Raw genomic sequence first — 26,853 nt, 5'->3', positions numbered from 1 at the left:
CCAAAAGGCTACTGCCTGCCGATATCGTCAGCCATCTCGGCGGGCGCGGCGCCCTGCTCCAGGGCCGCTTCGTAGTTCAGCTCGATCATGACCCCGTTCGGGTCATGGACGAAGATCTGCCAGAGTTCGCCGCCGGGCACCTGGCGGGAGTCGAACTTCATCCCCTTTGAGGCCAGCCGCTGTTTCATGCCGTCAAAGCCGCGGCTGGCGAAGGCGACGTGGTGGACAACGCCGGAATCCGGCTTTTGTGGCTCGGCAGTCGGAGAAATACCGACCAGGTGCACCACCGGTTTACCCTCGCTGTACATCCAGGCGCCGGGGAAAGGCGAAATTCGGCCGGGGGCCTTTTTCCAGGCCCAGCACGTCCTCGTAGAAGCGGGCGGTCTCGGCCAGATTCCGGGTCCGGATGTTGAAATGATCGAGCACGCCCACGCTTACGCCGCCCATGCCTTCGCTCCATTTTTTTGAAGTCCTTAAGTCCGCCATCCTAGCACAGGCAGGGGCCAAACGAAGCCGTTGCCCTCCGGCCTCAAGGGTTTATGGTGCGGCCGATCTGCCGCAATGGCGGAACCGGGCGGCCCTCGCCCGGCAAGAACCGTAAAACCCAAACTACGGACAAGGTACCACAGATGGCTAAAGTCGCTTTCCTCGGTCTCGGCGTGATGGGCTTCCCCATGGCCGGACACCTCGTGAAAAAAGGGGGCCATGAGGTCACCGTCTATAATCGCACCGCGGCCAAGGCGAAGGAGTGGGCGGACAAGTTCGGCGGCAAGACCGCGGCGACCCCGAAGGCCGCGGCCGAGGGCCAGGATTTCGTGATGTGCTGCGTCGGCAACGACAACGATCTGCGCGCGGTCACGATCGGTGCCGACGGCGCGTTTGCCGGCATGAAGAAGGGTGCGACCTTCGTCGACCACACCACCGCTTCCGCCGAGGTCGCGCGTGAGCTTGATGCTGCCGCGACCAAGGCCGGCTTCAAGTTCATCGACGCACCCGTGTCCGGCGGCCAGGCCGGCGCCGAGAACGGCGTGCTGACGGTGATGTGCGGCGGCACGCAGGACGCCTATGCGGGTGCCGAGCCGATCATCACGGGCGCCTATGCGCGGATGTGCAAATTGCTGGGGCCCGCCGGCTCCGGCCAGCTGACCAAAATGGTCAACCAGATCTGCATCGCCGGCCTCGTCCAGGGCCTCTCCGAGGGTATTCACTTCGCCAAGAAGAGTGGCCTCGACGTCGCCGCCGTGATCGAAACCATCTCAAAGGGCGCCGCGCAGTCCTGGCAGATGGAGAACCGCTACAAGACCATGAACGAGGACAAGTACGATTTCGGCTTCGCGGTCGAATGGATGCGCAAGGATCTCTCGATCTCACTGGCTGAAGCCCGCCGCAACGGCGCCAACCTGCCCGTGACCGCGCTGGTCGACCAGTTCTACGCCGAGGTCGAGAAGATGGGCGGCAAGCGCTGGGATACGTCGAGCCTGCTCGCGCGCCTTAATCGCTGACACCTGACGAAGTGATCCTGTCTTGCTGATCGCACTCGCCGCAATCTTCGTCCTCGCCTATGCGGCGATCGCGCTTGAGCATCCGATCGGGGTGAACAAGAGCGCGTCTGCTCTACTCGGCGCGGGCGTGCTCTGGACAATCTACGCGCTCGCGACCGGCGACCACACGCTGGTCGGCCGTCAGCTTGACGAGTCCGTCGCCGCCACCGCGCAGATCGTGTTCTTCCTGGTTGGCGCGATGACCATCGTCGAGGTCATCGACGCCCATGACGGTTTCGAGGTCATCACCTCCCGCATCAGCACGACCAGCCAGGTCCGTCTGATATGGCTGATTGGCTTCGTGACCTTCTTCCTCAGCGCAATCCTCGACAATCTGACCACCACCATCGTCATGGTCTCGCTGATCCAGCGGTTGATCGCCAAGCGCGACGACCGCTTGCTGTTCGCCTCACTCATCGTCATCGCCGCAAATGCCGGTGGTGCATGGACCGTGATCGGCGACGTCACCACGACCATGCTGTGGATCGGCGGACAGATTTCGCCCCTAAAAATCATGGGCGGGGTGTTCCTGCCCTCGCTGCTGAACCTGCTGGTGCCGCTCGCATTCATCAGCTTTTCGCTCAAGGGCAAGACCATCGCACCGCCGCCGAAAGAGGACGGATTGCAGGGCGTCGATCCGTTCGAGCGGAACGTGATGTTCTATCTCGGACTCGGCGTGCTGATTGCGGTGCCCGCCTTCAAGACGGTCACGCACCTGCCGCCGTTCATGGGCGTCCTGCTCGGGCTTGGCATCGTGTGGTTGGTCGGCGAGATCGTTCATCGCAATAAGGATGAGCATGTCCGCGGTCCGCTCACGCTTGCGAATGCGCTGACGCGGATCGACATGGGCTCGATCGTGTTCTTCCTCGGAATCTTGCTCGCGGTTGCCTGCCTCGAACATGCCGGCCTGCTCTCCATGCTGGCCAAATGGCTGGACACCGCGATCGGCCGACAGGACATCATCGTGATCGTGCTCGGGCTGCTCAGCGCCGTCATCGACAACGTGCCGCTGGTCGCCGCGACGATGGGTATGTACGACCTCGCGCATTATCCACCCGACAGCTTCATCTGGGAATTCATCGCCTATTGCGCCGGCACCGGCGGCTCGATTCTGATCATCGGCTCGGCCGCAGGCGTCGCCGCCATGGGGCTCGAGCGCATCGAGTTCCTCTGGTACGCCCGTCGCATCGCCCTCCCGGCGCTCGCCGGCTATCTGGCGGGAGCAGTGGTGTACATCGCACAGCACGCGGCGCTGCATTGAGCGGCTCACACCGGATCCAAAATTAACGCCGGGTTAACGTAATTCTTTAGCTCCTTAAGTCACCTCTTAAGGATTTCTTGCCAGAGATAGACAATGCAGAAGGCCCGTCCCGCGCGGGCAGGAATTGTTGTTGTGCGATGAGTAAACCCGCTGAAAAGCCCGAGGTTGTGCAGCTTCCGGCCGAGCCGGTGAGCGTGCCGTCGGCGAGCCATCGCCGGGCTGCGGCACAGCGGGTGCGCGAGGCGCGCGACAAGTTAACGTCTACCAGTGGAACCCGGCCGGCTTTCGACGCCGAGATGCTGCGCCATTACGCCCAGACCCGGCTGTCGGCCTCCTATGTCGTGATGCTGCTTGTGGTCGCGACGGGCGTGCTGTTTGGGCTGTGGATGCAGCCGATCCCGGCCGCGGCCTGGACCGCCGGCATGCTTTGCATCCATGCCGCGATGATCCGCAGCTGCCACCGCTTCCTGGCCGAGCCCGCCTCGCCCGCGGGAACGCGCGCATGGCAGACACGCTTCGTCGTCCTCGACCTGCTCTATGGCCTTTGCTGGATGGCGATCCTGATCCATCCCGTGCTCGACATGATCACGGAATCGCTGATGATGTTCCTGATGCTGCTGGTGATCGCAGTATCGAGCATGCTGGCCGCCAATCTGCCGATCGCCGCCCTCGCCGCCACCGCACCGGTCGCGGTCGCGATGGCGCTGAGCTTCGTGATGACCGGCTCGCTGGACAATTACATCCTGGCCGCGCTCGCCCTCGCCGCTGAAGGCTATTTCGTGCTGCTGGCCCACCGTCTGCACTCTTCGACCTTCGCCACGCTCGAGGCGCGCGCCGAGAAGGACGCGCTGATCGGCGAGCTCGAACAGGCCAAGGCGATCTCGGACGAGGCGCGCCACCGCGCCGAATCCGCCAATGTCGCCAAGTCGCGCTTTCTGGCGCAGATGAGCCATGAACTCCGGACGCCGCTCAATGCGATCCTCGGCTTCTCGGAGGTGATGAAGAGCGAGATTTTCGGCGCGCATGCCGTGCCGGTCTACAAGGAGTACTCGGCCGACATCCACAATTCCGGCGTCCACCTGCTCAACCTCATCAACGAGATCCTCGATCTGTCGCGGATCGAGGCTGGCCGCTACGAGCTCAACGAGGAAGCGGTCTCGCTGGTCGGCATCGTCGCCGACTGCCATCATCTGATGAAGCTGCGCGCCTCGAGCCGTGGCATTACCATCCACGAAGTGTTCGAGCAGGCAATGCCGCGGCTCTGGGCCGACGAGCGAGCGATCCGCCAGGTCGTGCTCAATCTGCTCTCCAACTCGATCAAGTTCACTCCGCAGGGCGGCGAGATCTGGCTCAAGGCCGGCTGGACGGCTTCAGGCGGACAATATCTCTCGGTGAAGGATACCGGCTCCGGAATCCCCGAGGACGAGATCCCGGTCGTGCTGGCATCGTTCGGCCAAGGCTCCAACTCGATCAAGTCGGCCGAACAGGGCGCCGGTCTCGGCCTGCCGATCGCCAAGAATCTGGTCGACCTGCACGGCGGTACGTTCACGCTGAAATCGAAGCTGCGCATCGGCACCGAAGTGATCGTCACCTTCCCGCCCGAGCGCGTGATGAGCGCGCTGGCGCCGATGTCGGATGATTCTCCGCCGCTCCAACCCGAGAGTTCCGCGGTCGCGGACGAGAAGCGCCGGCCCCGCCGCAAGCCGATCATGAGCGCAGGTACGGGCTCGTAACGAGATGCTTGCAGTCATGCCCGACCATCCGCCACTATGTCCGAATGAGCAAAGAAACGCCGTGCGTGGCCGTCTGCATGATCGATCCCAAGACCAGGCTGTGCTTCGGCTGCGGACGCACATTGCCGGAGATCGCGCGCTGGCACGCCATGGAGAGCGCGGAACGGCTCGCGCTCATGGCGCTGTTGCCGGCGCGCATGAATCAGGCTGGACTTGCGCCCATCGCGGGATCGCCGAAACGCAGCTGACCGGCCTGAGCGCATCGGGAGATGCGCAATGATCCGGTTCCTGCTCGTTCTCATCATGCTCGCCTGCACGGCCGGTGCCGTCGTCGCCTATGGCGATTCCGACCAGATCGCGCGCGCGAGCAGCAAGGTCTCGCATATCTTTCGCACGCAGACCGCAGCGCCCGCCCCCGCCGTGCAGATTCAGCGCGGCCAGGGCGGCGAATTCGCGCTGCGCGCCAAGATCAACGGCGTGGCCGCACCGATGGTCATCGACACCGGCGCGACCTCGGTGGTGCTGACCTGGGAAACCGCGAAAGCGATCGGGCTGCCGCTCGAGATGCTCGAATACGACGTCGATCTCGAAACCGCGGGCGGTCACACCAAGGCGGCCCGCCTCACGATCGACCGTCTCTCCGTCGGCCACCTCGTCGAGAAATCGGTGCCGGCCCTCGTCGTGCAGCGCGGACAGATGAAGACCAACCTGCTCGGCATGAGCTTCCTCGATCGCCTGGAGAGCTGGGGCGTGCGCGCCGACAAGCTGATGCTCACCGGTTATCCGGAGCTCCAGACCAGTCACCGCCGCTCGCGCCTGGCAGTCGACTAGACTTTTGCAATCCGGCTCGTCATGCGACTACGGCTAGGTCGCCGCCTCTGCCGGCGCGCGGGCACCGACACGTGCAATCGCATCGCGCAGCACCTCGAGGCCGGCGCCCGGCTTCACCCCCTGCTCGGCAAGATGGCGGCGGAAGGCGCGCGCGCCGGGCACGGCATGGAATGCGCCGACGAAATGCCTCGTCATGGAGTGCAGCCGCGTGCCGCGCACGAGCTGTTGTTCGATGTAGGGCATCATCGCTTCGAGCGCATCCTGCATCGAGGCATGCGGCGCCTCCTCGCCGAAAATGTCGGTATCGACGGAGAGCAGCCGCCATGGCTCCTGATAGGCGGCCCGTCCGAGCATCGCGCCGTCAACGTGATCGAGATGTGCTTTGGCCTCGTCGACACCGGGGATGCCGCCGTTGATGATGACAGGCACATTGGGCATCGCGCGCTTGAGGCGATAGACGCGATCATAGTCGAGCGGCGGGATGTCGCGATTCTCCTTCGGTGACAAACCGTTGAGCCATGCTTTCCGGGCATGCACGATAAGCGCATCGCAGCCGGAGGCGACGACCGCGCGCGCAAGCTTGTCGAGTGCGACTTCCGGATCCTGGTCGTCGATACCGATGCGGCACTTCACGGTCACGGGCACGGCCACCGCACCCTTCATCGCCTCGACACACCTCGCCACGAGATCAGGCTCTGCCATCAGGCAAGCGCCGAAACGGCCGTCCTTCACGCGGTCGGAGGGGCAGCCGACGTTGAGGTTGATCTCGTCATAACCGAACTCCTCGCCGATCCGCGCCGCCAGCGCCAGCTTGCGCGGATCCGACCCGCCAAGCTGAAGCGCGACCGGGTGCTCGACCATGTCGAACCCAAGCAGCCGCTCCCGGTCACCATGAATGATGGCACCAGTGGTCAGCATCTCCGTATAGAGCGGCGCCCGCCGCGTCAGGTGACGGTGGAACACCCGGCAATGCCGGTCGGTCCAATCCATCATGGGCGCCACAGAAAAGCGATAGCGTTGCGATTTCAATGATTTACCGTGTGCTTTCAATAGGATGAAGCATGAACGTGTGCACTCCAAACTAGCCGAATTTGCACACGTTTGTACCTGTTTTGACCTCTCAGTGCACACGTAGCGCACACGAATTGGGGAGTGCACACGGCCGTGGCCAGCTTCACGCAATTGTCTTCCGGGAACTGGCGCGTCCAGGTCCGCCGCAAGAACCGCTACGTGTCAGAGACTTTCCGCCGGCGCAAGGACGGCGAGGACTTGGGCGCTCGATATGGAGCGCAACATCGACCGCAGTGGATCACCAAAACCGAAGGCTGCTGTGCAGGCTCGAACGTTCGGCGACATCGTCGACCTTCACGTCGAGGATACCCTTGCAGCCATCCGCGACCTGCTCACTTCAACACTTGATGCAGCAGGACCTGAAGACACGGTCATTCTGAGTTTCGTAGGCCATGGTATCCATGACCATCGCCTAGTCACTCATGACACGCAATTTTCTGACCTAGCCGCCACGACTCTCCCAATGGATGAGCTAGCCCGTCGATTCAAGGTCTCACGCGCAAAGGCCGTCATTTGTTTCCTCGATTGTTGCTTTAGTGGTGGCGCCCCGGCGCGCGTTCTCGAAGGTAGCCCAATTCCTCGCGACGCTGGGTCAGCCTTTGTGGAGATTACCGGTAATGGGCGCGTTCTATTCGCTGCGTGCGGTGTGACCGAAGAGGCGCTTGAGGATCCGATTTCTCAACATGGGCTTTTTACCCAAGCAATCATCCCGCTCCTTCAGGAGGGCGATATCGCAAACAGTGTTGTAAAGCTGGTTCATGACACTACCGTACGAGTGCGCGCGGATGCTGCGCGATTTGGATACGTGCAAACCCCAGTTATGTTTGGTCACGTTGAAGGGGAAATAGCGGTTCCGGTATTGCGGCCTGGCACCGAATACAATGCATTATTTCCGGACGCTTCGTCTGTTCAGGTAGGGATACTGTTGAAGAAGTAGCCGTTGAGGAAGCTCACATGCCTCGCGCGAATGATGGCAGCACGGCTCACCTACAACCCAAAACTGCGACTAATCTGCCGCACAAGCCTGCGCGCAGCGTCAGTATTTCGACCATAGGAAGAGCGCCTGATCGAGCTGCGAAAGAATGGTCAGCCCAAATAGCGCGATAGCAAAACCTCTAAACATGGTGGTGGACCGGGTTGCCCCGGCTCCGAGGGATTGGGGGAGCTGGGGCACGACTGCATTGCCCACTTTGGGGCCGTGTGCCGGGAACATTCGCTAATCGGCGAAGCGTTCCAACGCCGCACCGTCGCTAGCGGCCTCTGCCAGAGCCTCGGACGAAGTCAAGGGGAGGCTAAAGTTCGCGTGCCACAACTTCAAAGAGATGAACGGACTGGGGAAACTGGAAAACGCGTATGCCGCGATGGCGCTCGCGAACGGGACGGAGCGGTTTCGACAGTGATCAGTACGCTCCGCTCCGCTTCGAGCACGCGGGCCCGAAGACACTCCAGTTCGGACAATTGAGACGTAAGCTGTTCTAGACGCTCATGCAGCCGCACAATGGCGTCAGCCGCTGGACCGGGATATTCACGCATGTCGTGTAACCCCCAACCAAGCCTTCTAACAAGCTTGGATCATGGCCCGCCGGTGGACCAATCGGGAAAATGATGCAACGGAGACTGAAATCCGCCGACGTTGTTCCAGCATCCACATATGTGAATCGTATGTTGCTGTCGGCGGAGTGCATCAGGCGCCGCGCGAAGGCGCAGCCGAACCGTCCGGTGGTGAGCGCCATTCCGCGGCGATGCAGGGCTTTACGTGGTCGACCTGTCCCGGCTCAGCGACCCGGCTCTTCTCGCCAGTGGTCCGAACAAGAGACGCGGCGCTGGCTGGGATTTCGTCCATTCCCGCGTCGCCTTCTCCGCGCCCGGACGAACTCGAAGACGAAGAGCCGCTAGTGTATGAAGAGCTCCTAGGCGAAGTGCGTCTCGAGGAAGACCGTCCTGTGCGAGTTGATCCCGATAAACGACCGGCTTCTTCGCTGGTGGTGAAATCGCTCAGCTCGTAAAGGGGAACGATCTTGCCGCAGGATTCGCAATGTCCTGTGGCGTACTCGGCCTCGTCCGACTCTGCTTCATCGGCATCGCCTAGCTGTTCTTCCAAATCTTCGAATGTTTGAAAAGCTGGGTCTGGTTCGTACTCGATAAATCTCGCGCCGCCCCTCTTAGGCGTGTGGTAGCCGTATCCTCTGGCGCGAGGCACCTCTTCGAGAATGTCAGCGTAGGGTTTGTTCCACCAGAACATCATCGGCTCCTCCTTTGAGGAACGTCCGACTTTGAACACCGCAGCTTCGCTCAGGTAGACGCCCTTGTCTTGATTAGCTCCGCTAAGCTTTTCCGCCTCACGCATTGCTTCATCGAAATCATCGAAGGTGCCAGCGTCCGTGTATTCCGCGTCTCCCGATAAGGGTGCGAGCGTTAAAACGAAGTAGCCCCGATTGGATGACCCGGCAGACATCAGTTCCTCAATTTCATTTTCTTGAACGAATTACGTCCTTATGCCAAGATTCTGAGGTGACTGCAAAGACTGCCCGCGCCGGTGGCGGAACGCTTCAAGGCGCTGTATCCAGAACCGGACAGATAAGAAAGACTTTCCGACAGTGGCACAGGAAAAAGTTGCGGAAGCGCTTAAATCAATCTTCCACGGCATTACATAGCTGAAGCAGAATTTCTCAAACAGGCAATTTACGATAGATGGCCTAAACTATGCGCGCTTCCTCGAAATTGGCGTGGCGGGCCAACCCGACGACTACATTCTTTGGACAGGCGCGGACCTTCCCAACGCCTTTGCAGATCCCGCTTCGCAGCAGTTGGACGAACGCAACGACTTCCTCGTTGCCATCGACAGATCGTCCCACCACGGCCGATTGCACGACCTGATCGTGCGCATTCAGAACCGCCTCGACCTCGGCGGGGTAGACGTTGAACCCGGAGCGAATGATGAGTTCTTTGGTGCGGCCGGCGATGTAGAGATGGCCCTCACCGTTCACCCGGGCGAGATCCCCTGTGTTGAACCGGCCCTGGCTGTCGATCGCCGCCGCCGTCAGCTCCGGAGCACGATAGTAGCCCAGCATCACGTTGGGGCCGCGAACGTGCAGCTCGCCCACTTCGCCGATCGCAACCGTCCTGCCTTGCCCGTCCACGATCCGGTGCTCGATACCGGGAAGAAAGGGGCCAACCGACTCGTCTGGAACAGGTCTGAGCGGACACCGGAGAGACCCGGTGAACATTCGGTAGTGCTATAATTGTTCAGGAGCGGAATACCAAGCTCGTCCTCGATCTGGATGCCCTTGACCGCCTTGTATTCGAGCAAGCGCTGATACGTGGCCGGCACGCCGAACAGGCTGGTGATCCCTTCCTCGGCGATGGCATGAGCGAGCGCAGCCGGATCGGCCTTGGCGATGACGTGCAAGGTGCTGCCGTGCATCAGCGTCGAAATCAGCAGAATGGAACAGTCGACGATGTGGGACATCGGCAGCACGCCGTAGGTGCGGTCGGATGGACGATTTTGGCGAAGCAGTCCGGAAACTCGCCCGGCCACCAGCAGGTTGCAAGTGACGCGATCGTATTCTTCGATTATCGGTACGCCTACCGGCGCCCGGCCTAGATGAATGCACCGCGCGGTCCGGACGTTTCGCCTGAACTTCGATGGTATCCGGTCGTGACCATGCTGCAGATCGCCGTTGACATGGCGGTCGCAACCGGCACGCCCTTCGGTTATGGCCATGTCTACGCGCCAGAACACTATCCCGATGCATGGGTTGCGGTGGCCAATCTCCGAAATTGGCCGGCCGAGGCACTTGGAAGACTTAAGAGTCATCTCGGAAGGGCTGCGAACGTCTCTGCCGGCGTCTGCGGCGACAATCCCTAATTCGACAGGGAAAGATAATGGCCGCTCGCGTTGCGCTCAATGCCTCGGCACTGAGAATTAATCACTCGGCCATCTGCACCGCTTTTCACTTCGACAAGATCAAGTTGACCTCAGCTTTGTCAACGATATCGGCGAGTGCGAGGAATTCTTCGCTGATCGTTCAAGCTGTGGTGCAGGCGGGTTGGGTTTGCTGCTCCATCACACCTTCGATCTGCATCGCCCGCCAGCCATTCTGCAGTGGCGCACACATCCGCTTCTCTTTCGCCTGCCTCCGCCGCCTTTAGAGAGATTTTGTTTGATGTCCCGGTGCACACGACGCCAACTAACAAATGCTCTGAATTCTGAATGATGGTGGACATTAACAACGGATTGCTACCATAGAGTGGGATGAAGGCGACCGGAATCAAAGGCGGTGCGCGTCCGCTTTATGAGCCAATCAGCTCGTGGGCCGCACCGCATAGCAATCCGGTGCCCAGACCACACCTGAGCCGCAGAAGCCGTTCGCATTCGAGCCGGTCCGGACGGCCAGCAGAAGTTGTGGCGACGCATCGGGCAGCATATTTCGAGTTCGATACGCAGCTGAATTCGCCCGCCGGCTCGCGCGCGAACACGGTTGGTGTCCGGCTAGCGGCGCTTCGGCTTTCTCGCCGTCATCTGCCTGGCGCCGCAGCTTACGCTGGGCAGAAGCCCGCTTTTATGGCAGTGTCGATGTAGCCACAGAGCGCAACACAGTACCTCCTCGCCCGATATTGGTCACGCGGAGGCTTCGGGGTTGAACCCAGCGTTTTGGGTTGATGCGCATGGATAGCCGGTTCCAAGTGCTATGGGAGGACGATGACCGCATCTTTTGCCGGCCATTGCGTCCGGCTTCCGATGGCGCCTGCAGAACTGTATTGGCCGTACTTCCCAAGGCGAAACACGCTTCGTCCGGCCTCCTCGATCGTCTTGATCACGAGTTTGCGCTGAAAGACCAATTAGATGAGACTTGGGCAATGCGGCCGCTCGGGCTGGAGTGCGATGGTGACCGTCCAGTGCTGCTGCTCGAGGATCCTGGTGGCCAGCCGCTCGAACAGTTGCTTGGTGCGCCCATGGACATCGGACGCTTTCTGCAGCTCGCGATCGGCATCGCCGCAGCCCTGAACAAGGTGCACCAACGCGGCCTCGTCCACAAGGACGTGAAGCCGGCGCATATTATGGTGAACTGCGAGGACGGACGGGTCCGGTTCACCGGGTTCGGTATCGCCTCGCGCCTCGCCCGCGAGCGACGCGCCCCTGGGCCGCCGGAATTCATCGTGGGCACGCTGCCCTATATGGCTCCCGAACAGACCGGATGGATGAACCGGTCGATCGATTTCCGGAGTGACCTCTATTCACTTGGCGTTACGCTCTATCAGATGCTGACCGGCTCGTTGCCGTTCTCAGCGGCACATTCCATGGAGTGGGTGCATTGCCACATTGCGCGAAAGCCAGTGGCGCCCGGCGAGCGGGTAAGCACTGTACCGGCTGCAATCTCGACCATAGTCCTCAAACTGCTCGCCAAATCCGCCGAGCAACGCTACCAGAGCGCTTCAGGCCTCGAACATGATCTACGCCGCTGCCTGATTGAATGGGAAACCGGAGGCCGCGTCGAAGAGTTCGCGCTCGCACAATACGACACGCCCGACCGACTGCGGATCCCTGAGAAGCTCTACGGACGGGACCGCGAGATTGAAGCCATGCTGGCCGCCTTTGACCGGATGATCAAGAGCGGCGCGCCGGAATTGATGCTGGTTACCGGCTATTCCGGCGTTGGTAAATCCTCGGTAGTCAATGAGCTCCATCGTCGCCTTGTTCCGTCCCACGGGCTGTTCGCATCAGGCAAGTTCGACCAGTACAAACGCGATATTCCCTATTCAACGGTAGTGGAGGCTTTTCAGAGTCTCGTGCGGTTCCTTCTGAGCAACAACGAAGCCGAGCTGACGCACTGGCGCCAAGCGCTTCGTGGTGCGCTGGGCGCCAATGGACGACTTGTTACCGATCTGATCCCTGAATTGCGGTTGATCATCGGAGAGCAGCCACCCGTCCCTGAGCTCCCTCCGCAGCAAGCACAGAACCGCTTCCGTCTCGTGCTCCGGCGCTTCATAGGGGTATTCGCACAGTCCGAGCATCCATTGGCGTTGTTCCTCGACGATCTCCAGTGGGCCGATGCCGCCACGCTCGATCTGATCGAGGACCTTTTAACCCGCTCCGAACTGCAATACCTGATGCTGATCGGCGCCTTTCGCGACAACGAGGTCACCGTCGCTCATCCATTGTGGTACAGGCTTGAGGCCATAAAGAGTGCTGGCGCTAACGTGCAGCAGATCATTCTAGCGCCGCTTGCCAGCTCACACATTTCGCGTTTGATTTCCGATGCTCTTCGCTGCGATTCGACGCGTGCCGCGCCACTCGCGAAGTTGATTCACGATAAGACGGCTGGCAACCCATTCTTTGTGATTCAATTCCTTCAGGCGCTTGCCGAAGAGGGATTGGTCCGCTTCGATCACGACGCACGGTGCTGGTGCTGGGATCTCGCTCGCATTCACGTCAAGGGCCACACCGACAATGTCGTGGATCTGATGATCGCAAAGCTGACCCGCCTGCCTGCCGAGACGCAGATCACGCTGCAGCGGCTGGCCTGTCTCGGCAACATCGCCGACACGAGGACAATTTCGATCGTCCTCGGTCGCTCCGAGCAGCGGGTACACGCGGATCTGTGGGAGGCCATTCGCCAGGAATTGGTCGAGCACCAGCCAGGAGTGTATCGGTTTGTCCACGATCGAGTGCACGAAGCCGCCTACTCGCTGATTGCGGATGATCAACGCGCGGCGCTGCATTTGCGAATCGGTCGGGAGCTGCTGGCGCAGACCCCCCGGGAGAAGTGGGAGAGGGCTATTTTCGAGATCGTCAACCAGCTCAACCGTGGCGAGCCCTTGATCACCTCGCGAGACGAACGCGAGCAACTCGCAGAGCTTAATCTGACAGCCAGCCTGCGCGCGTGGGGGGCGGCGGCCTACGCGGCATCGCTCAACTATGCCGCTGCCGGTGCCGCGTTGTTACCAGACGACTGCTGGGAGCAACGCCAGCAGCTTGCCTTTGCGTTCGAGTTGCATCGCGCCGAATGCGAGTTCGTGACTGGCTCGGTCCTGGAGGCAGAACAGCGCTTGCAGGAGCTGACGACGCGAACCGCGACCGCCGCCGACCTTGCTGTCGTCGCGCGCCGCCGGGTGGATCTGTATACGGCGCTCAGTGAGCCGGACCGCGCGGTTAGCGCCGGTCTCAGCTATCTGGAACAACTCGGGATTCGATGGGTAGTCCACCCAAGCGATGATGACGTCCGACGCGAATATGAGCACGTCCGATCTCGGCTCGGGAATCGGTCGGTCGAGGAGCTATTGGATCTGCCGTTGATGAGTGATGCACTCGCACTAGCGACCATAGATCTTTTGACGGCGCTCATGCCGCCGGCGTTTTTCACTGATGCGAACCTTCGCTCGCTGGTGGCCCTAAAAGCGGTGGAGATCAGCCTCGAGTGGGGGAACAACGATGCTTCATGCGTTCCTTACGTCATGTTCGGCGCCATTGCCGGCGCGCGCTTCGGCGACTATCAGGCGGGCCTTCGATTCAGCCGTATCGGCACTGAGCTGGTCGAGCGGCGCGGATTTTCGCGGGTGCACGCCAGGACCTACCTGAACTATGGCAACCTTGTCCTTTCATGGACCAAGCACCTCCAGCATGCCCGAGACGCCTTTCAGCGCGCATTTGAGGCCGCGAGCAGCAGTGGCGACGTCACGTTCGCGGCCTTCAGTTGCGCCAGCTTGAATACGAATTTCCTTGCGGCGGGCGATGCGCTTGCAGAAGCGCAGCGCGAAGCCGAGCACGGGTTGCAGTTGAGCAAGAAGGCGAAGTTTGCGTTGGTGGCCGACATCATAATGCCGCAGCTTGGGCTAATCCGTATGCTGCGCGGCCTGACGCGGCGTTTCGGCGCTCTGCACGACGACCCGTCCGACGAGCTTCGGTTCGAACGGAGTTTGGCCGCCGATCCGGCATTCGCGCTGCCCGAGAGCTGGTATTGGATCCGCAAGCTGCAAGCGTGCTTCTTTGCCGGCGACTATTCGCCGGCCGTCGACGCAGCATCGAAGGCGCGGAGACTGCCGTGGTCACCACCGCAGCTACTCGAGACGGTGGAATACGAGTTCTATGCAGCGCTATCGCACGCTGCATGCTGGAATTCGGCACACCCCGAACAACGTCAAGGGCACCTTGAGGCCTTGACTGGGCACCACACGCAGCTCGATTTGTGGGCACAGAATTGCCCGGAGAATTTCGCGGACCGCGCTATTCTAACGGGCGCCGAGATCGCCCGTCTCCAAGGCAGAGAACTGGACGCGGAGCGTCTCTATGAACAAGCCATCCGCTCCGCTCGCGACAACGGCTTCGTCCACCACGAGGCGATCGCTTATGAATTGGCCGCGCGGTTTTACGGCGCGCGTGGTTTCGAAGAATTTGCTGGCATCTATTTGCGGAGAGCGAGCGACTGCTATGTTCGTTGGGGGGCAGACGGCAAAGTGCGGCAACTTGAGGATATGCACCCGCACCTCAGGGAGGCGAGATCAGAGCCAAGCCCGATGAGCACGATTGGATCGCCGATCGAGCATCTCGACCTCGCCACTGTCATCAAGGTGTCGGAAGCGGTGTCAGGTGAGATGGTGCTGGAGACGCTTATCGAGACGCTCATGCGCACTGCCATCGAACAAGCAGGGGCTGAACGCGGTCTGCTGATCCTGTCGCACGACACCGAGCCGCGCATTGAAGCGGAAGCCACGACAACCGGCGATAAAGTTACTGTTGAACTGCGCAATACAGCGGTGACCGCGGATCTCCTTCCCGAATCCGTTCTCCATTACGTACTGCGAACCAGAGAGTGCGCGGTTCTCGGGGATGCCACGGTCCAGCCTCCCTTTGCCACGGACCCCTACGTTAATCAGCGCAACGCTCGTTCCATTCTCTGCATGCCCCTGATCAACCGTGCGAAAGTTATCGGCGTGCTTTACCTCGAGAATACACTGACGCCCTACGTTGTTGCACCGGCGCGAATTGCGGTGCTGAAGCTGCTCGCCTCACAGGCAGCAATCGCGCTGGAAAATGCGGCTTTGTACCGCGATCTCGGAGAACGGGAAGCGAAAATCCGACGCCTTGTCGATGCCAACATCATCGGAATCATCATCTGGGAGCTTGAAGGTTCGATTCTGGAGGCCAACGATGCGTTTCTCAGCATCGTGGGATACGACCGTGAGGATCTCGTCTCGGGCCGCCTGCGCTGGACTGACCTGACGCCGCCTGAATGGCTCGACCGCCACGAGCGATGGTGGATCCCGGAACTAAAAAAGATGGGTAGCGTGCAGCCGTTCGAGAAAGAGTATTTCCGCAAGGACGGAAGCCGCGTGTCGGTGTTGATCGGCATGGCTGCGTTCGACGAACAACGAGACCAGGGCGTCTCCTTTGTCGTTGACCTGACGGAGCGCAAACGATCGGAAGTGGCTCTGCAGGAGAGCGAGGAGCGTTTCCGGACTCTCGTACAGTTCTCTTTCGACGTGTACTGGGAATCCGATGCGCGGCATCGTTTCATTCGCCAGGAATTCGCCGAAGGCATGGTCGACGCACCCGCGTCGGGCTCTGAACTTGGTAAGACGCGCTGGGAAGTGCCCTACTTGGAGCCCGACGAGGAGGCTTGGCGCAAGCATCGGGAGACGCTCGATGCCCACCTTCCGTTCCGCGATTTCGAGCTCGCGCGCCCTACGCCCGATGGCGGCAAGCGCTACGTGTCCGTCTCCGGGCTGCCGGTGCTCGACAAGTCCGGGCACTTCATCGGTTATCGCGGCGTTGGACGGCACATCACCGAACAGAAGCGGGCCGCAGAGGCGCTGCGCGAGATACAGAAGGAGCTTGCGCACGCTAACCGCCTCGCCACCATGGGCGAACTCACGGCCTCGATCGCGCATGAAGTGAGCCAGCCGATTGCCGCGGCATCCATGAATGCCGGTGCGGCCGCGCGATTCCTGGAGAGAAATCCGCCGGATCTTGAGAGGGTCAGGGAATCACTGGACTGGCTTATGAACGATACCGCTCGGGCCAGCGACATCATCCAACGAATTCGCGATCTCGTCAAAAAAGCACCGCCCCGGAAGGATCGCTTGGACATCAATGAGGCGATCAGGGACGTTATTGAGCTTACCCGCGGCGAAGCGATGAAGAACGGCATCTCGGTGCAGACGGAATTTGCAGACAGCTTGCCGCTTGTCGAGGGCGACCGCGTCCAATTGCAACAAGTGGTTCTCAACCTGATTGTCAACGCTGTCCAGGCAATCGGCACGGTCGCGAATGGAGCCAACAAAGTGCTGATCACCACCGCGCAGGCTGCACCGAACGGTGTTCTCGTCGAGGTAAAGGACTCGGGACCGGGGATGAGCTCTGAAACCTTCGAGCACGCCTTCGCGCCCTTCTACACGACGAAGCCCAGCGGTTTGGGGGTGGGACTGTCGATCTGTCGTTCGATTATCGAAGCGCATGCCGGACGCTTGTGGGTGACGCGCAACCAGCCCCACGGCGCAATTTTTCACTTCACCGTACCGGCCCACCCTGCCGACGCTTCTTGATTGTGGCCGGATTGCCGGTTCCAACTTCGAGCACGCACCTCGCGCTTTGCGATCGAGAAGATCAAGTCGATCACAGCCGTGCCGATCCCGGCTGCCGCGGCGGAGATTAAATCACCAAGCTGTCGCAGAACGGTCGAGGGATCACGACGCGACTGGGCAAAACAGGTTGTCCGTTTTGCCCGCCCTAGTATCCTATTCTACGACGAGCGCGTAGTCGGCCTGTACCGTTGAATCTGCACACCGTATCGCATTGCGCGAAGATGCAGAAATAAGAAAAAGCATAAGTCGCACTGCTATCCGGGGCACGATCGCAAGAAACGTCGCACGAGATCCGCCTTTTTCTGGTCGACCCCATCCGTCTTGGCGCACCAGGGCTCGAACCTGGGACCCGCCAATTAAGAGGCGTATGATTTGCTTGGAAGATCAATGCCCATTCCGACAACTTCACCGCCAGACCTACATTGGACCTACCGTGGGTTTTCTCTTCGTCGGAATGACGGGTCTCAGTTTAACCAGAGCGCGGCGGAACACGGATCTTGACTCGTCGGGGGCTCAAGTCGGGAAACCGCTATCGCTTTTCCCCAACATGACTCAAATCTGCGATATTTCCTGCGATCGTCCGCCCAAACTCAGAAGCATGTCGAACGGTAAGTTCAATGGTGCAAGCGCAACCGGAGACCGACTATTGCTGATGATGGCCATTTGAACCGCGATTGGCGCGCACGGGGCCTGAGAGGCTAGCTCTCCAAAATTGCGACCGCTCGCGTCCATCCTGCAGAGGCTCGCTCAATTTTCACGGGGAAGCATGACACCTTGAAGCCGGTCGACGGCAGCAATTCGAGATTGTGCAGTTTCTCGAGATGGCAATAGCCGATATGGCGGCCGGCCTTGTGACCTTCCCAGATCAGCCTGGCGTCCCTGGTTTCGGCGTATTTCTTCGCGGTATGAACGAACGGCGCGTCCCAGCTCCAGCCGTCGATACCGGTCAGGCGCACACCGCGCTCGAGCAGGTACATGGTTGCTTCATAGCCCATCCCGCAGCCCGACGTGACGTAGTCCTGCCGGCCATATTTGGCACCGGCGCTGGTGTTGACCACGACGATCTCCAACGGCTTCAGCTCATGGCCGATGCGCTTGAGCTCGGCCTCGACGTCTTTGGCCGTTGCGACATAGCCGTCGGGCAGGTGCCGGAAGTCGAGCTTCACGCCGGGCTGGAAGCACCATTCCAGCGGCACTTCGTCGATGGTCCAGGAACGCTCGCCGCGATTCATGGTCGGGTGAAAATGCCAGGGTGCGTCGAGATGCGTGCCGTTGTGGGTCGAGAGACTGACCTGTTCCACCGCCCAACCCTGCCCGTCGGGCAGATCCTCGGCCTTCAACCCGTCGAAGAACTGCAGCATGCGCGGCAGGCCCTGCTGGTGGTCGATATACTGGATCGTCGGATGATTGCCGGGCGGGTCGGCCGGCACGTCGTTCTGGAGGGGGACGGAAATGTCGATCAGCTTGGTCGTCATGGCGCTTCCTCGTTGATTGTTCTCGTTGGGGCCGTCAGGCGTCCCTTCAGACTTCTTGCCGCTCGACGCGGTTCTTCAAAATACCGATCTTCTCGACCGCGAGCTCGATCGTATCGCCATGCCCGAGAAACCAGCCGAGCTCGAGGCCGCAGCCATTGCCGACCGTGCCGGAGCCGATGAATTCGCCGGGCATCAGCGTCTCGTCCTGCGTGACATGGGCGATGATCTCCTCGAAGGAAAACAACATGCCCTCGCTCACGCCCTTCGAGCGGGTCTCGCCGTTGACGCGCGCTTCCATCTTCAAATGATAGGGATCACCGATCTCGTCCGGTGTCACGATCCAAGGACCCATCACGTTGCCGCCGTCGAAGCTCTTGCCCTTGGCCGGGCCGAGCCGTCCCTCCATCTCGATGCGCTGTGCGTCACGCGCGGAGAAATCGTTGAAGATCGTGTAGCCGAAGATGTGATCCTTCGCATTCGCGGCGGAGACGTTCGCACCCTTGTTCTTGGTGATGATTCCGAATTCGAGCTCGTAGTCCATGACCTTGCTGTAGCGCGGCCATTTCACCGTGGTGTTGGTGCCGCGGACGCTGAAGCGGTTGGTGATGTAGAAGATCGGCTGCTTGCGATAGACCTCGGGCAGCTCGCCGAGCGGCTCGGCGTCGATGCGGGCCAGTTCGGCCATGTCGCCCCTGGCGCGGGCGGCGAGCTTCCGCTGCCCGCGTGGCGCTTGCAGGATGTGCAGGGGAAACGACATGCCGTCGCGCATCTGCCGCGGCTCCGGCACCGGCGCGAGGATGTCGACGGCACTGACTGCCGCCGACAGCGTCGCGTCCGGGCCGTGCTTGTCGAGCAGGGCCCTGGCCCGATCGAGCGCGCGGGGCCCGGCGTCGATCAGCGCCAGCATCGAGCCGAAGGCCGGATCGGCCTGGCCGTCCCGCGCGGCGGCGGCGGCGAAGTCGAACAGCTGGCTGTCATTGTCGTGGACGGCTCCGATCTTCTCCTGACCGGCAGATCTGAATGTTGCGAGCTTCATCTTGGTTACCCCTTGCTATCGTTTGAAATATATGATCAGATAAAATATCGATAAACAAGCCTGAAAAATACAAATTGGGGAGAGCGCGGTGAGGCGAACGCAGATCAAGGCGATGTTGGGTCTCGCGCTTGGAGTTGCAGGGTCCGTTGCCTGGACGGCACCCGCGCTGGCGCAGGCCAAGATCCAGATCGGCTGCACTGCGACCTCCGACTGCGCCTCGGCCATGGTGGCTGTCGACGAAGGCATTTTCAAAAAGCACGGGCTGGATGTCGAGATGACGCCGATTGCGATCAACTCCAACATCCCGGCGGCAATCCTGTCGAACTCGATTCAGGTCGGCGGCCCCACCTCCACCGTCTTCCTCCAGGCCGTCGACGGCGGCCTCGACCTTGTCGCGATCGCCGGCGCCTCGGTCATGAACCCGACCTCGAACACCGCGATCGCCGCCTTCGTCCGCAACGGCATCACCATCAAGGAGCCGAAGGATTTCATCGGCAAGAAGGTCGGCGCGCCCGGCCTCAACGCCTTTCTCCACGTGCTGTTCGTGAAATGGCTCGTGGAGAAAGGCGTCCCGCCCAGAAGCGTCAATTTCGTCGAAGTCACCTTCCCGACCATGGCTGACATCATCAAGTCAGGCGGCGTCGATGCGGTGCTCACTGCCGAGCCGTTCGTCACGCGCATGACCAATGCGGGGATCGGTTCGGTCGGCGCGCGGTACGGCGCCGAGCTCGGCCGCACCGACCCGATCATTTTCTATGCCGCGGGGCGCGACTGGGCCGAGAAGAATGTGGCGACGGTGAAGAAGTTCCGCGAAGCCATCGCGGAGGCCGCCGCAATCGTCAATAGCGATCGCGAGAAGGCCTCCGCCTCGATCGCCAAGTTCACCAAGCAGCCACTCGAGCTCGTCAAGGCGACACCGCCGAACCAGTCCGAGCCGAATCTCAAGCCGGAAAACCTCGCCTGGTGGATCGATGTGATGTCGTCGCAGAAGATGCTGCAGTCGAAACTCGACACCGCCAAACTGGTGCTGAACTGAGGACATTGGCGATGCCTGCCCCCGAGCGCACTCTCGAACGTCCTCCGGCTGAGGCCGGCACCTTGAGCGAGCGCGCCGCAAACCTCATCGAGCAGGACATCCTTTCCGGGGATCTCGCACCGGGATCGCGGCTCGGCATCGTCGATCTCGTGCAGCGCTACGAGATCGGCGCCACCCCCCTGCGCGAAGGCCTGTCCCGGCTGATGTCGCGCGGCCTGATCGTCGGCATCGGCCAGCGCGGTTTTCGTGTCGCCGAGGTCAGCCATGACGATCTCGCCGACATCACCTGCATGCGGACGGCGGTCGAAATCGAGGCCGTCAGGCTGGCCATCCTCCACGGCGACGTCGCCTGGGAGGCCGGCATCGTCAGCGCGCTGCATCAGATGCGCCGGCATATCGAGCGCACCGGCGATGAATTCCGCGAGGGTGCGGCCGATTTCGATCGGCTGCACAAGGGCTTTCACACCGCCCTGCTCGCGGCCTGCGGCTCGCGGCGCATGCTGACCGCCCATTCCGACCTCTACGATCAGGCCTATCGCTACCGCCGCATGATGATGCGTGCCATCGACAGCGGCGAGGAATTCATACGGAGTCATCAGATGCTCGCCGACCGCGTGCTCGCCCGCGATCTTGCCGCCGCGCAAGCGATGCTGGCCGCGCATCTGCACTCGACCATCAATTTCGTCTATCCGGCGATAAGCGGGGAGCAATCATGAGTGTCGTTGCCAGGCTCGACGAGGCGCGCGCGGCGCGACGGCAAAAGGCGCTGATCGCGTTCAGCACCGCGACGCTGCAGCTCGGCGGCAAGACCATCATCGAGAATCTTGATCTGGAGGTGCGGCCGGGCGAATTCCTCTGCATCGTCGGCGCCTCCGGCTGCGGCAAGACCACAGCGCTGCGGCTCGCCGCTGGCCTCTACAGTCCCACGAGCGGCGTCGTGACCTTCGACGGCGAGCCGATCACCGGGCCGCGCCGCGAGGTCGCGATGGTATTCCAGGATTACGGCAAGGCGCTGCTGCCGTGGCGGACCGCGGCCGGCAACATCTCGTTGGCGCTCGAAGCCTCCGGCGTCCCGGCACGCGAGCGCAGCTCGCGCATCGCGGCGCTGCTGCGCAAGATCGGCTTGTCCGATCACGCTGACAAATATCCGACCGAAATGTCGGGCGGCATGCAGCAGCGCCTGCAGATCGCGCGCTGCCTTGCGCAGGAGCCGACGATGCTGCTGATGGACGAACCGTTCGGCGCGCTGGATGCGATGACACGCCAGGGGCTGCAGGACGAGGTCCTGTCGCTGACGCAAATGAGCCAAACGACCGTGATCTTCGTGACCCACGATCTCGAGGAGGCGATCTATCTCGGCGACCGCGTCATCGGCCTCCTGCCGCATCCGGGCCGGATCGGCATCGAGCTCGACGTCGACCTGCCGCGCCCTCGCGACCAGCTGGCCACGCGCGAGCATCCGGAATTCCTGCGGCTGCGCCGGCAATTGTTCGACTTCATCAAGGCGACCGAACATTGAACCTCGACCGCGCCAGACCCTTGCTGTTGCCGCTGACGCTGATGCTTGCGTTCGAGCTCTGGGCGCGCTTCACCCACCTGCAGAGCGACAGCCTCGCCCCGCCCAGCGCGATCCTCGCGGCGCTGGCCGCAGCGCTTACCGATCTCTCGATTCCGACCGCGACCCGCGACACACTGTTCGCCGCCTTTTCCGGACTGGCGATCGGCAGTGTCATTGGGCTTTCACTCGGTATTGCCTTCGGCATCTCGCGACCCCTCGACCGCCTGATGGAGGTAACGGTCGAGGCGATCCGCCCAATTCCCTCGATCGCGCTGCTGCCGATCACGCTGATTGCGCTCGGCTTCGGCTACCGGATGGAGATCGTGATCGTGGCGTTCGCCTGCATCTGGCCGATGCTGATCATGACGCGCAGCGCCGTGCGTGGCATCGAGCCGCGATTGATGGAAGTGTCACGGGCTTTGCGGCTGAGCGCGGCGCAACGGATCGCGAAGATCGTGATCCCGGCCGCGCTGCCGCGGATCTTCATCGCCTTTCGTCTGTCGGCCGGTATCGCCCTGATCGTCGCTGTCACGGTCGAGATCGCCATCAATCCGATCGGCCTGGGCGCCGGCATCATGCTGGCGCAGCAGGCGCTACGCGCCGACCTGATGCTCGCCTATCTGCTCTGGATCGGCGTGATCGGCTACGCGCTGAACCTCCTTTTGATTGCGGCCCAGCGCCGGCTGTTCGGCCGTGCCGCGCTCACCGGAGACAATCCATGAGCCGCGCTGCGATCCTCTGGCGTATCGCGAGCATCCTCGTCGCGGCCGGTTTCATCGCGGCGTGGCAGCTCGTCGCCGATCTGCGGCTGGTCTCACCGGTGTTCCTGCCCGGTCCGGACCGAGCCTGGGCTGCCCTGGCGCGCGGCTTTTCGAGCGGCGATCTCGCAAGCAAGCTCATCGGCACGCTCGAACACATGGCCTATGGCTGGCTCGCCGCCTCGATCGCCGGCGTTGCGCTCGGCGCGCTGATCGGATCGTCAAGGATGATGCGCGCCTATGTGGCGCCCTCCCTGGAATTTTTGCGGCCCCTGCCGGTCTCCGCGATCATCCCGGTCGCGATCGCGATGCTCGGGCTGACGCAAGGCATGGCGTTGTTCGTCATCGCCTTCGGCGCGATCTGGCCTGTCATGCTCGCAACCATCCACGGCTTTGCCGCGGTCGAGCCGCGGCTCTACGAGGTCGCCCTCTCGCTGCAGATGTCGCGCGGCGCCGTCATCGGCAAGATCGCCCTGCCCTCGGCATTGCCCGACATCCTTGCGGGCATGCGGCTCAGCCTGACGGTCGCGCTGATCCTTTCGGTGGTCTGCGAGATCCTGGCCGGACTCGACGGCCTTGGCCAGTGGGTCTTGCTCTCGGCACGTGCGTTCCGATCCGCCGACCTGTTCGCCGGCGTCATTCTGCTCGGTGCGACCGGATATTTGACCTCAATTGCGGTGTCGCTCGTCGAGCAGCGAATGCTCGCTTGGCAGAGTACAGCCCGATAGCGTGGCGATCCATCGCCAGACAAAAATGGCCCGCGCGATGCGGGCCATTCCAACAATTGAGCCGCGAGGGCTACATTGAACTTTCGATGGATTTTCTCTTGGGTGGGAACGACGAGGCTTAGTTTCGCGGGAGCGGAGTCGATAAGTCATTGTTTGTGACCAAAACCAAGCCGCGAGCTGAGATCAGACGCCCCACCGCAGAGCTGCCGTCTGCACCGGGGCATCCCATAATTTCGTCGACTTGCTATCGAGCACAGATACGGTGATCGAGACACCAGCCATGTCGAGGGATGTGACGTAGGAACCGGTCAGGTAGCGCGCCACTGCCACCCCCGCGCTGTCCAGAATCCGCTTTGCGGCATTGACCATCAGATAGAGTTCGATCAGAGGCGTCGCGCCAAACCCGTTGACGAGAAGCAGCACTTCACTCCCCTTGCCGGGCGCAAGATCGTTCAGGATCGCATCGAGCAGCTCGGCGGCAATCGCATCGGCGGACGCCAGCGTCACCCTGCGCCGGCCGGGCTCACCATGAATGCCGACGCCCATTTCCATTTCATTGTCGGCCAATGCGAAGTTTGGCCGCCCTACGGCCGGCACGGTGCATGGCAACAGCGCCACCCCCATCGAGCGCGTGCGCCGGTTGACCTCTTCGCCGAGCGCCGTGAGAGCGGCAAGCGGCATTCCGGTCTCGGCCGCAGCGCCGACCATTTTTTCCACGATCAATGTCCCCGCGACGCCGCGACGACCGGTCGTATAGGTCGATTTCTCCACAGCCACGTCGTCGTTAGTCACCACGCTCGCAACTTCCCGCGCGGCCATCTCGGCTGCCATGGTGAAATTCATCACGTCACCTTCGTAGTTCTTGACGATGAAGAGCACGCCTGCGCCCGTGTCGACGGCCTCCGCGGCCTCGATCATCTGGTCTGGCGTCGGCGAGGTGAAGACTTGACCGGGGCAAGCGGCATCGAGCATGCCGAGGCCGACAAAGCCCGCATGCAGCGGCTCATGTCCCGCGCCGCCACCCGAAATCAGCGCGACCTTGCCTGGCTTCAACGTGCGGCGCCGGACGAATTTGCGCTCGGCACCAAGAAGCAGGATACCCGCATGAGCTGCCGCGAAACCGTCCAGACTTTCTTCGAGTATCGTATCGGTGCTGTTGATCAGCTTTTTCATGAACGTCCTCCCATCTCGTCTAAAGTTCAAATCAATGGCTCAACCCACACTTTCGGCATAGCGCGCGAGTTGCGCGGCGAAATCCACAATCAGCTGTTCGAGCGCACGGTTCTTCTTGTCGTCGCCGAGGTCGGGTACGGTCACCGAGACAATGCGGGTGCGCGCCTCGCGGTGGGGTGCGCGCAGCCGGCCGGGATGCGCGCGTCCATAGGCTTTGAGGAACGCCGCACGCTCAGTGCCGGACAGATGGCAGACTTCGAAGATGATCGCGACATGCTTCGCCGGAATAGGAACCAGATAGGCCGGATTGGTGATCTGGGTCACGAAGGAGCGATTCTTGCCCAACGCCGCCGCCAGCTTCAGCCGCGTCCCCGAGGGCCTGTTGTCGAGCACCCGTCGCAGGATGGCCTTGTAATCCGCCACATTGCTGTCACCAGGCGCGCGGGTATCCTCGCCTGCTTCATCCGTCATGAACGCACCTTTGCGATTGCGGCCTTGAGCCGCGCGACGGCAATCGGCGACACCGAGAGAATTGTCAACCCGGTGGCGATCAGCGCCGCGGTCAGGCGCGTATCGGCCGCGGCGTCACCACAGAGTGAGACCTCCACGCCACGCTTTCGTCCGGCCTCGACAGTCCGAGAGATCAGCGCCAGCACCGCCGGATTGCCGGTATCGTTGAGGTCCGCGACGGCACCGACGTCGCGCGCCGCCGCCATCGTGTACTGGGTCAGGTCGTTCGAGCCGATGGAATAGAACGCCGCGCCGAAATCCTCGGCGCGAAGCGCCGCCGCCGGGACCTCGACCATGATGCCGAGCGGCGGGTGGGCGCAGGCGATCCCTTCGGCCCTGAGCGCCGTGAACTCTGCATCCAGCAGGGCATTCGCACGATCGAGCTCCGAAGGGACCGCGATCATCGGCAGCATCACCTTCAGCACCCCGTGCACAGCCGCACGGCACAGTGCCCGCAGTTGCACCCGAAACACTTCCGGCCGCGCGAGCGAGAGACGGATGCCGCGCAGACCGAGGAACGGATTGCGCTCGTTATCGATCGTCAAGCCGGCGATTGGCTTGTCGCCGCCCGCATCGAGGGTGCGGATTGTCACCGGCCTTCCCTCGGCCCACTCGAGAATGCGCCGATAGACTGCATATTGCGCATCCTCATCCGGCAGGCCTTGGGCCGCCTCGAACAGAAATTCCGTACGCACGAGGCCGATGCCGTCGCAGATTGCAGGATCGAGGCCGGCGAGGTCCTCGGGCGCGGCGACATTGAGAAGGACCGCGATCCGCCGGCCGTCGGCCGTGCGTGCGGACTCAAGGCAGGCGGCATCGGCGGCGGCTTGGGCGGCATTCGCAACCGCCATGCGCTGTTCGAACAGGCGGCGCGTTTCCGGCTCGGGATCAAAGATCACGGTGCCGGCATCGCCGTCGACGAGCGCCAGCGCAGGGGGCTGTCCGTTCCACGACAGTGGGCCGAGCCCAACGACCATGGGCGCCCCGCGCGCCCGCGCCAACATCGCAACATGCGAGGAAGGTGAGCCCGCAGCCAGCGCGATGGCGCCGCCGTGCGACCAGTCGGCAGCAAGAAAAGCGGAAGGGGTGATGTCGTCAGCCGCCACGATCGAGCCGCTGGTAATCCTGGCGACCGTGTCCACGCCGCTCAGATGCGCAAGCACGCGGTCGCGGATGTCGACGATATCGGCCGCACGGGCACGGAAATATTCATCTTCAGCAGCGCGATAGCCAGCTATCTCCACGTCGAGTGCCAAGCGCCAGGCGTGGTCGGCAGTGATCCCGTCCGAGATGACCCCATATGCCGGCTCCGCCAGCGCATCATCCTCAAGCATGGCGACCTGGAATTCCAGAATGTCGGCTACATCGCCCCGGATCGTCTTGATCTGGTTGGCGATCTCCGCCCTCGCGCCCTCAATCGCCGCCCGCAGTGCCGCCGCCTCTTGCGCGGGATCGTCGCTCGCTGTCCGCCTGGCCACAGCCGCAGTCAGCATGGTGACCGGTCCGATCGCGAGACCCGGCGAGGCAGCACGGCCGGTGAGATGGATCTCTGCCACTGCGA

At 62.0% G+C, this 26,853-nt stretch carries 20 protein-coding genes and 4 pseudogenes; 13 read left to right on the top strand and 11 right to left on the bottom strand.

Annotated features, from left to right (window positions below; genetic code table 11):
- Positions 1-8: 8 nt before the first annotated feature.
- Positions 9-447: pseudogene (locus ABIB80_RS15105) on the bottom strand (VOC family protein).
- A gap of 182 nt (positions 448-629) precedes the next feature.
- Between ABIB80_RS15105 and ABIB80_RS15100 the strand changes: the two are divergent.
- The 5 genes from ABIB80_RS15100 (at position 630) to ABIB80_RS15080 (ending at position 5,366) form a co-directional block, all read left to right on the top strand.
- A complete protein-coding gene (locus ABIB80_RS15100) occupies positions 630-1,502 on the top strand; it encodes an NAD(P)-dependent oxidoreductase (protein ID WP_354127830.1) in 873 nt (290 codons plus the stop codon).
- Positions 1,503-1,524: 22 nt separating this feature from the next.
- On the top strand, positions 1,525-2,802 hold the full coding sequence (nhaD, locus tag ABIB80_RS15095) for a sodium:proton antiporter NhaD (protein ID WP_007592600.1): 1,278 nt from the start codon (positions 1,525-1,527) through the stop codon (positions 2,800-2,802).
- 137 nt (positions 2,803-2,939) lie between these two features.
- On the top strand, positions 2,940-4,535 hold the full coding sequence (locus ABIB80_RS15090) for a sensor histidine kinase (RefSeq protein ID WP_354127829.1): 1,596 nt from the start codon (positions 2,940-2,942) through the stop codon (positions 4,533-4,535).
- Between the two features lie 44 nt (positions 4,536-4,579).
- Positions 4,580-4,783 (top strand): DUF1289 domain-containing protein, encoded by a 204-nt coding sequence (locus ABIB80_RS15085; protein ID WP_007592603.1) that lies wholly within the window; start codon positions 4,580-4,582, stop codon positions 4,781-4,783.
- A 28-nt stretch (positions 4,784-4,811) separates the two neighbouring features.
- Positions 4,812-5,366, top strand: a complete 555-nt coding sequence (locus tag ABIB80_RS15080; RefSeq protein ID WP_007592605.1) for a TIGR02281 family clan AA aspartic protease — start codon at positions 4,812-4,814, stop codon at positions 5,364-5,366.
- A gap of 33 nt (positions 5,367-5,399) precedes the next feature.
- Here the strand turns inward: ABIB80_RS15080 and dusA are convergent, their stop codons facing one another.
- The gene (gene dusA, locus ABIB80_RS15075) at positions 5,400-6,395 is read right to left on the bottom strand and encodes a tRNA dihydrouridine(20/20a) synthase DusA (RefSeq protein ID WP_354127828.1); all 996 of its coding nucleotides are present in this window, start codon (positions 6,393-6,395) and stop codon (positions 5,400-5,402) included.
- A 253-nt stretch (positions 6,396-6,648) separates the two neighbouring features.
- On the opposite strand from dusA, the gene ABIB80_RS15070 reads away from it, so the two are divergent.
- Positions 6,649-7,374 (top strand): caspase family protein, encoded by a 726-nt coding sequence (locus ABIB80_RS15070; RefSeq protein WP_354127827.1) that lies wholly within the window; start codon positions 6,649-6,651, stop codon positions 7,372-7,374.
- A 747-nt stretch (positions 7,375-8,121) separates the two neighbouring features.
- Here ABIB80_RS15070 and ABIB80_RS15065 read toward each other — a convergent pair.
- The 4 genes and pseudogenes from ABIB80_RS15065 to ABIB80_RS15050 all read right to left on the bottom strand — a co-directional run.
- Positions 8,122-8,892 carry a hypothetical protein gene (locus tag ABIB80_RS15065; protein ID WP_354127826.1) on the bottom strand — a complete coding sequence of 257 codons (771 nt, stop codon included), beginning with the start codon at positions 8,890-8,892 and terminating at the stop codon, positions 8,122-8,124.
- A gap of 241 nt (positions 8,893-9,133) precedes the next feature.
- Positions 9,134-9,541 (bottom strand): AMP-binding enzyme, encoded by a 408-nt coding sequence (locus ABIB80_RS15060; RefSeq protein ID WP_051058399.1) that lies wholly within the window; start codon positions 9,539-9,541, stop codon positions 9,134-9,136.
- A 12-nt stretch (positions 9,542-9,553) separates the two neighbouring features.
- Positions 9,554-9,664 (bottom strand): annotated as a pseudogene (locus tag ABIB80_RS15055) (hypothetical protein); the annotation flags it as partial.
- Positions 9,665-9,783: 119 nt separating this feature from the next.
- Positions 9,784-9,906 (bottom strand): annotated as a pseudogene (locus tag ABIB80_RS15050) (hypothetical protein); the annotation flags it as partial.
- Positions 9,907-9,978: 72 nt separating this feature from the next.
- On the opposite strand from ABIB80_RS15050, the pseudogene ABIB80_RS15045 reads away from it, so the two are divergent.
- Both ABIB80_RS15045 and ABIB80_RS15040 read left to right on the top strand, forming a co-directional pair.
- Positions 9,979-10,305, top strand: a pseudogene (locus tag ABIB80_RS15045) (alpha/beta-hydrolase family protein); the annotation flags it as partial.
- A 794-nt stretch (positions 10,306-11,099) separates the two neighbouring features.
- Positions 11,100-16,979: an AAA family ATPase gene (locus ABIB80_RS15040; protein ID WP_354127825.1), complete on the top strand. Its 5,880-nt coding sequence runs from the start codon at positions 11,100-11,102 to the stop codon at positions 16,977-16,979.
- A gap of 737 nt (positions 16,980-17,716) precedes the next feature.
- Here ABIB80_RS15040 and ABIB80_RS15035 read toward each other — a convergent pair.
- Together ABIB80_RS15035 and ABIB80_RS15030 are read right to left on the bottom strand one after the other, a co-directional pair.
- Positions 17,717-18,493: a cyclase family protein gene (locus ABIB80_RS15035; protein WP_007592612.1), complete on the bottom strand. Its 777-nt coding sequence runs from the start codon at positions 18,491-18,493 to the stop codon at positions 17,717-17,719.
- Positions 18,494-18,539: 46 nt separating this feature from the next.
- Positions 18,540-19,529, bottom strand: a complete 990-nt coding sequence (locus tag ABIB80_RS15030) for a fumarylacetoacetate hydrolase family protein (protein ID WP_007592614.1) — start codon at positions 19,527-19,529, stop codon at positions 18,540-18,542.
- 88 nt (positions 19,530-19,617) lie between these two features.
- Between ABIB80_RS15030 and ABIB80_RS15025 the strand changes: the two genes are divergently transcribed.
- Genes ABIB80_RS15025 through ABIB80_RS15005 form a run of 5 tightly spaced genes read left to right on the top strand, consistent with a single transcriptional unit; the run spans position 19,618 to position 23,609 of the window.
- Positions 19,618-20,565, top strand: a complete 948-nt coding sequence (locus ABIB80_RS15025) for an ABC transporter substrate-binding protein (RefSeq protein WP_007592616.1) — start codon at positions 19,618-19,620, stop codon at positions 20,563-20,565.
- An 11-nt stretch (positions 20,566-20,576) separates the two neighbouring features.
- Positions 20,577-21,281 carry a GntR family transcriptional regulator gene (locus ABIB80_RS15020; RefSeq protein ID WP_354127824.1) on the top strand — a complete coding sequence of 235 codons (705 nt, stop codon included), beginning with the start codon at positions 20,577-20,579 and terminating at the stop codon, positions 21,279-21,281.
- On the top strand, positions 21,278-22,084 hold the full coding sequence (locus tag ABIB80_RS15015; RefSeq protein ID WP_354127823.1) for an ABC transporter ATP-binding protein: 807 nt from the start codon (positions 21,278-21,280) through the stop codon (positions 22,082-22,084). Before ABIB80_RS15020 ends, ABIB80_RS15015 begins: the two co-directional genes overlap by 4 nt.
- Positions 22,081-22,845, top strand: coding sequence for an ABC transporter permease (locus tag ABIB80_RS15010; RefSeq protein ID WP_354127822.1), 765 nt, complete (start codon positions 22,081-22,083; stop codon positions 22,843-22,845). The genes ABIB80_RS15015 and ABIB80_RS15010 overlap by 4 nt, the downstream gene beginning before the upstream one ends.
- The gene (locus ABIB80_RS15005; RefSeq protein ID WP_354127821.1) at positions 22,842-23,609 is read left to right on the top strand and encodes an ABC transporter permease; all 768 of its coding nucleotides are present in this window, start codon (positions 22,842-22,844) and stop codon (positions 23,607-23,609) included. The genes ABIB80_RS15010 and ABIB80_RS15005 overlap by 4 nt, the downstream gene beginning before the upstream one ends.
- 183 nt (positions 23,610-23,792) lie before the next feature.
- Here ABIB80_RS15005 and dhaK read toward each other — a convergent pair whose 3' ends face one another.
- The 3 genes from dhaK to ptsP are packed head-to-tail and all read right to left on the bottom strand — an operon-like array spanning position 23,793 to position 26,848.
- The gene (gene dhaK, locus ABIB80_RS15000) at positions 23,793-24,782 is read right to left on the bottom strand and encodes a dihydroxyacetone kinase subunit DhaK (protein WP_007592624.1); all 990 of its coding nucleotides are present in this window, start codon (positions 24,780-24,782) and stop codon (positions 23,793-23,795) included.
- Positions 24,783-24,821: 39 nt separating this feature from the next.
- Positions 24,822-25,253 carry a hypothetical protein gene (locus ABIB80_RS14995; RefSeq protein WP_007592625.1) on the bottom strand — a complete coding sequence of 144 codons (432 nt, stop codon included), beginning with the start codon at positions 25,251-25,253 and terminating at the stop codon, positions 24,822-24,824.
- Complete coding sequence (ptsP, locus tag ABIB80_RS14990; protein ID WP_354127820.1) at positions 25,250-26,848, bottom strand: phosphoenolpyruvate--protein phosphotransferase; 1,599 nt, start codon at positions 26,846-26,848, stop codon at positions 25,250-25,252. The genes ABIB80_RS14995 and ptsP overlap by 4 nt, the downstream gene beginning before the upstream one ends.
- Between the last annotated feature and the right edge of the window lie 5 nt (positions 26,849-26,853).

Source organism: Bradyrhizobium sp. i1.15.2 (assembly GCF_040548425.1).
GTDB lineage: Bacteria > Pseudomonadota > Alphaproteobacteria > Rhizobiales > Xanthobacteraceae > Bradyrhizobium > Bradyrhizobium canariense.
Note: the sequence above shows the minus strand (reverse complement) of the source record. Positions and strands in the feature narration are given on the sequence as shown.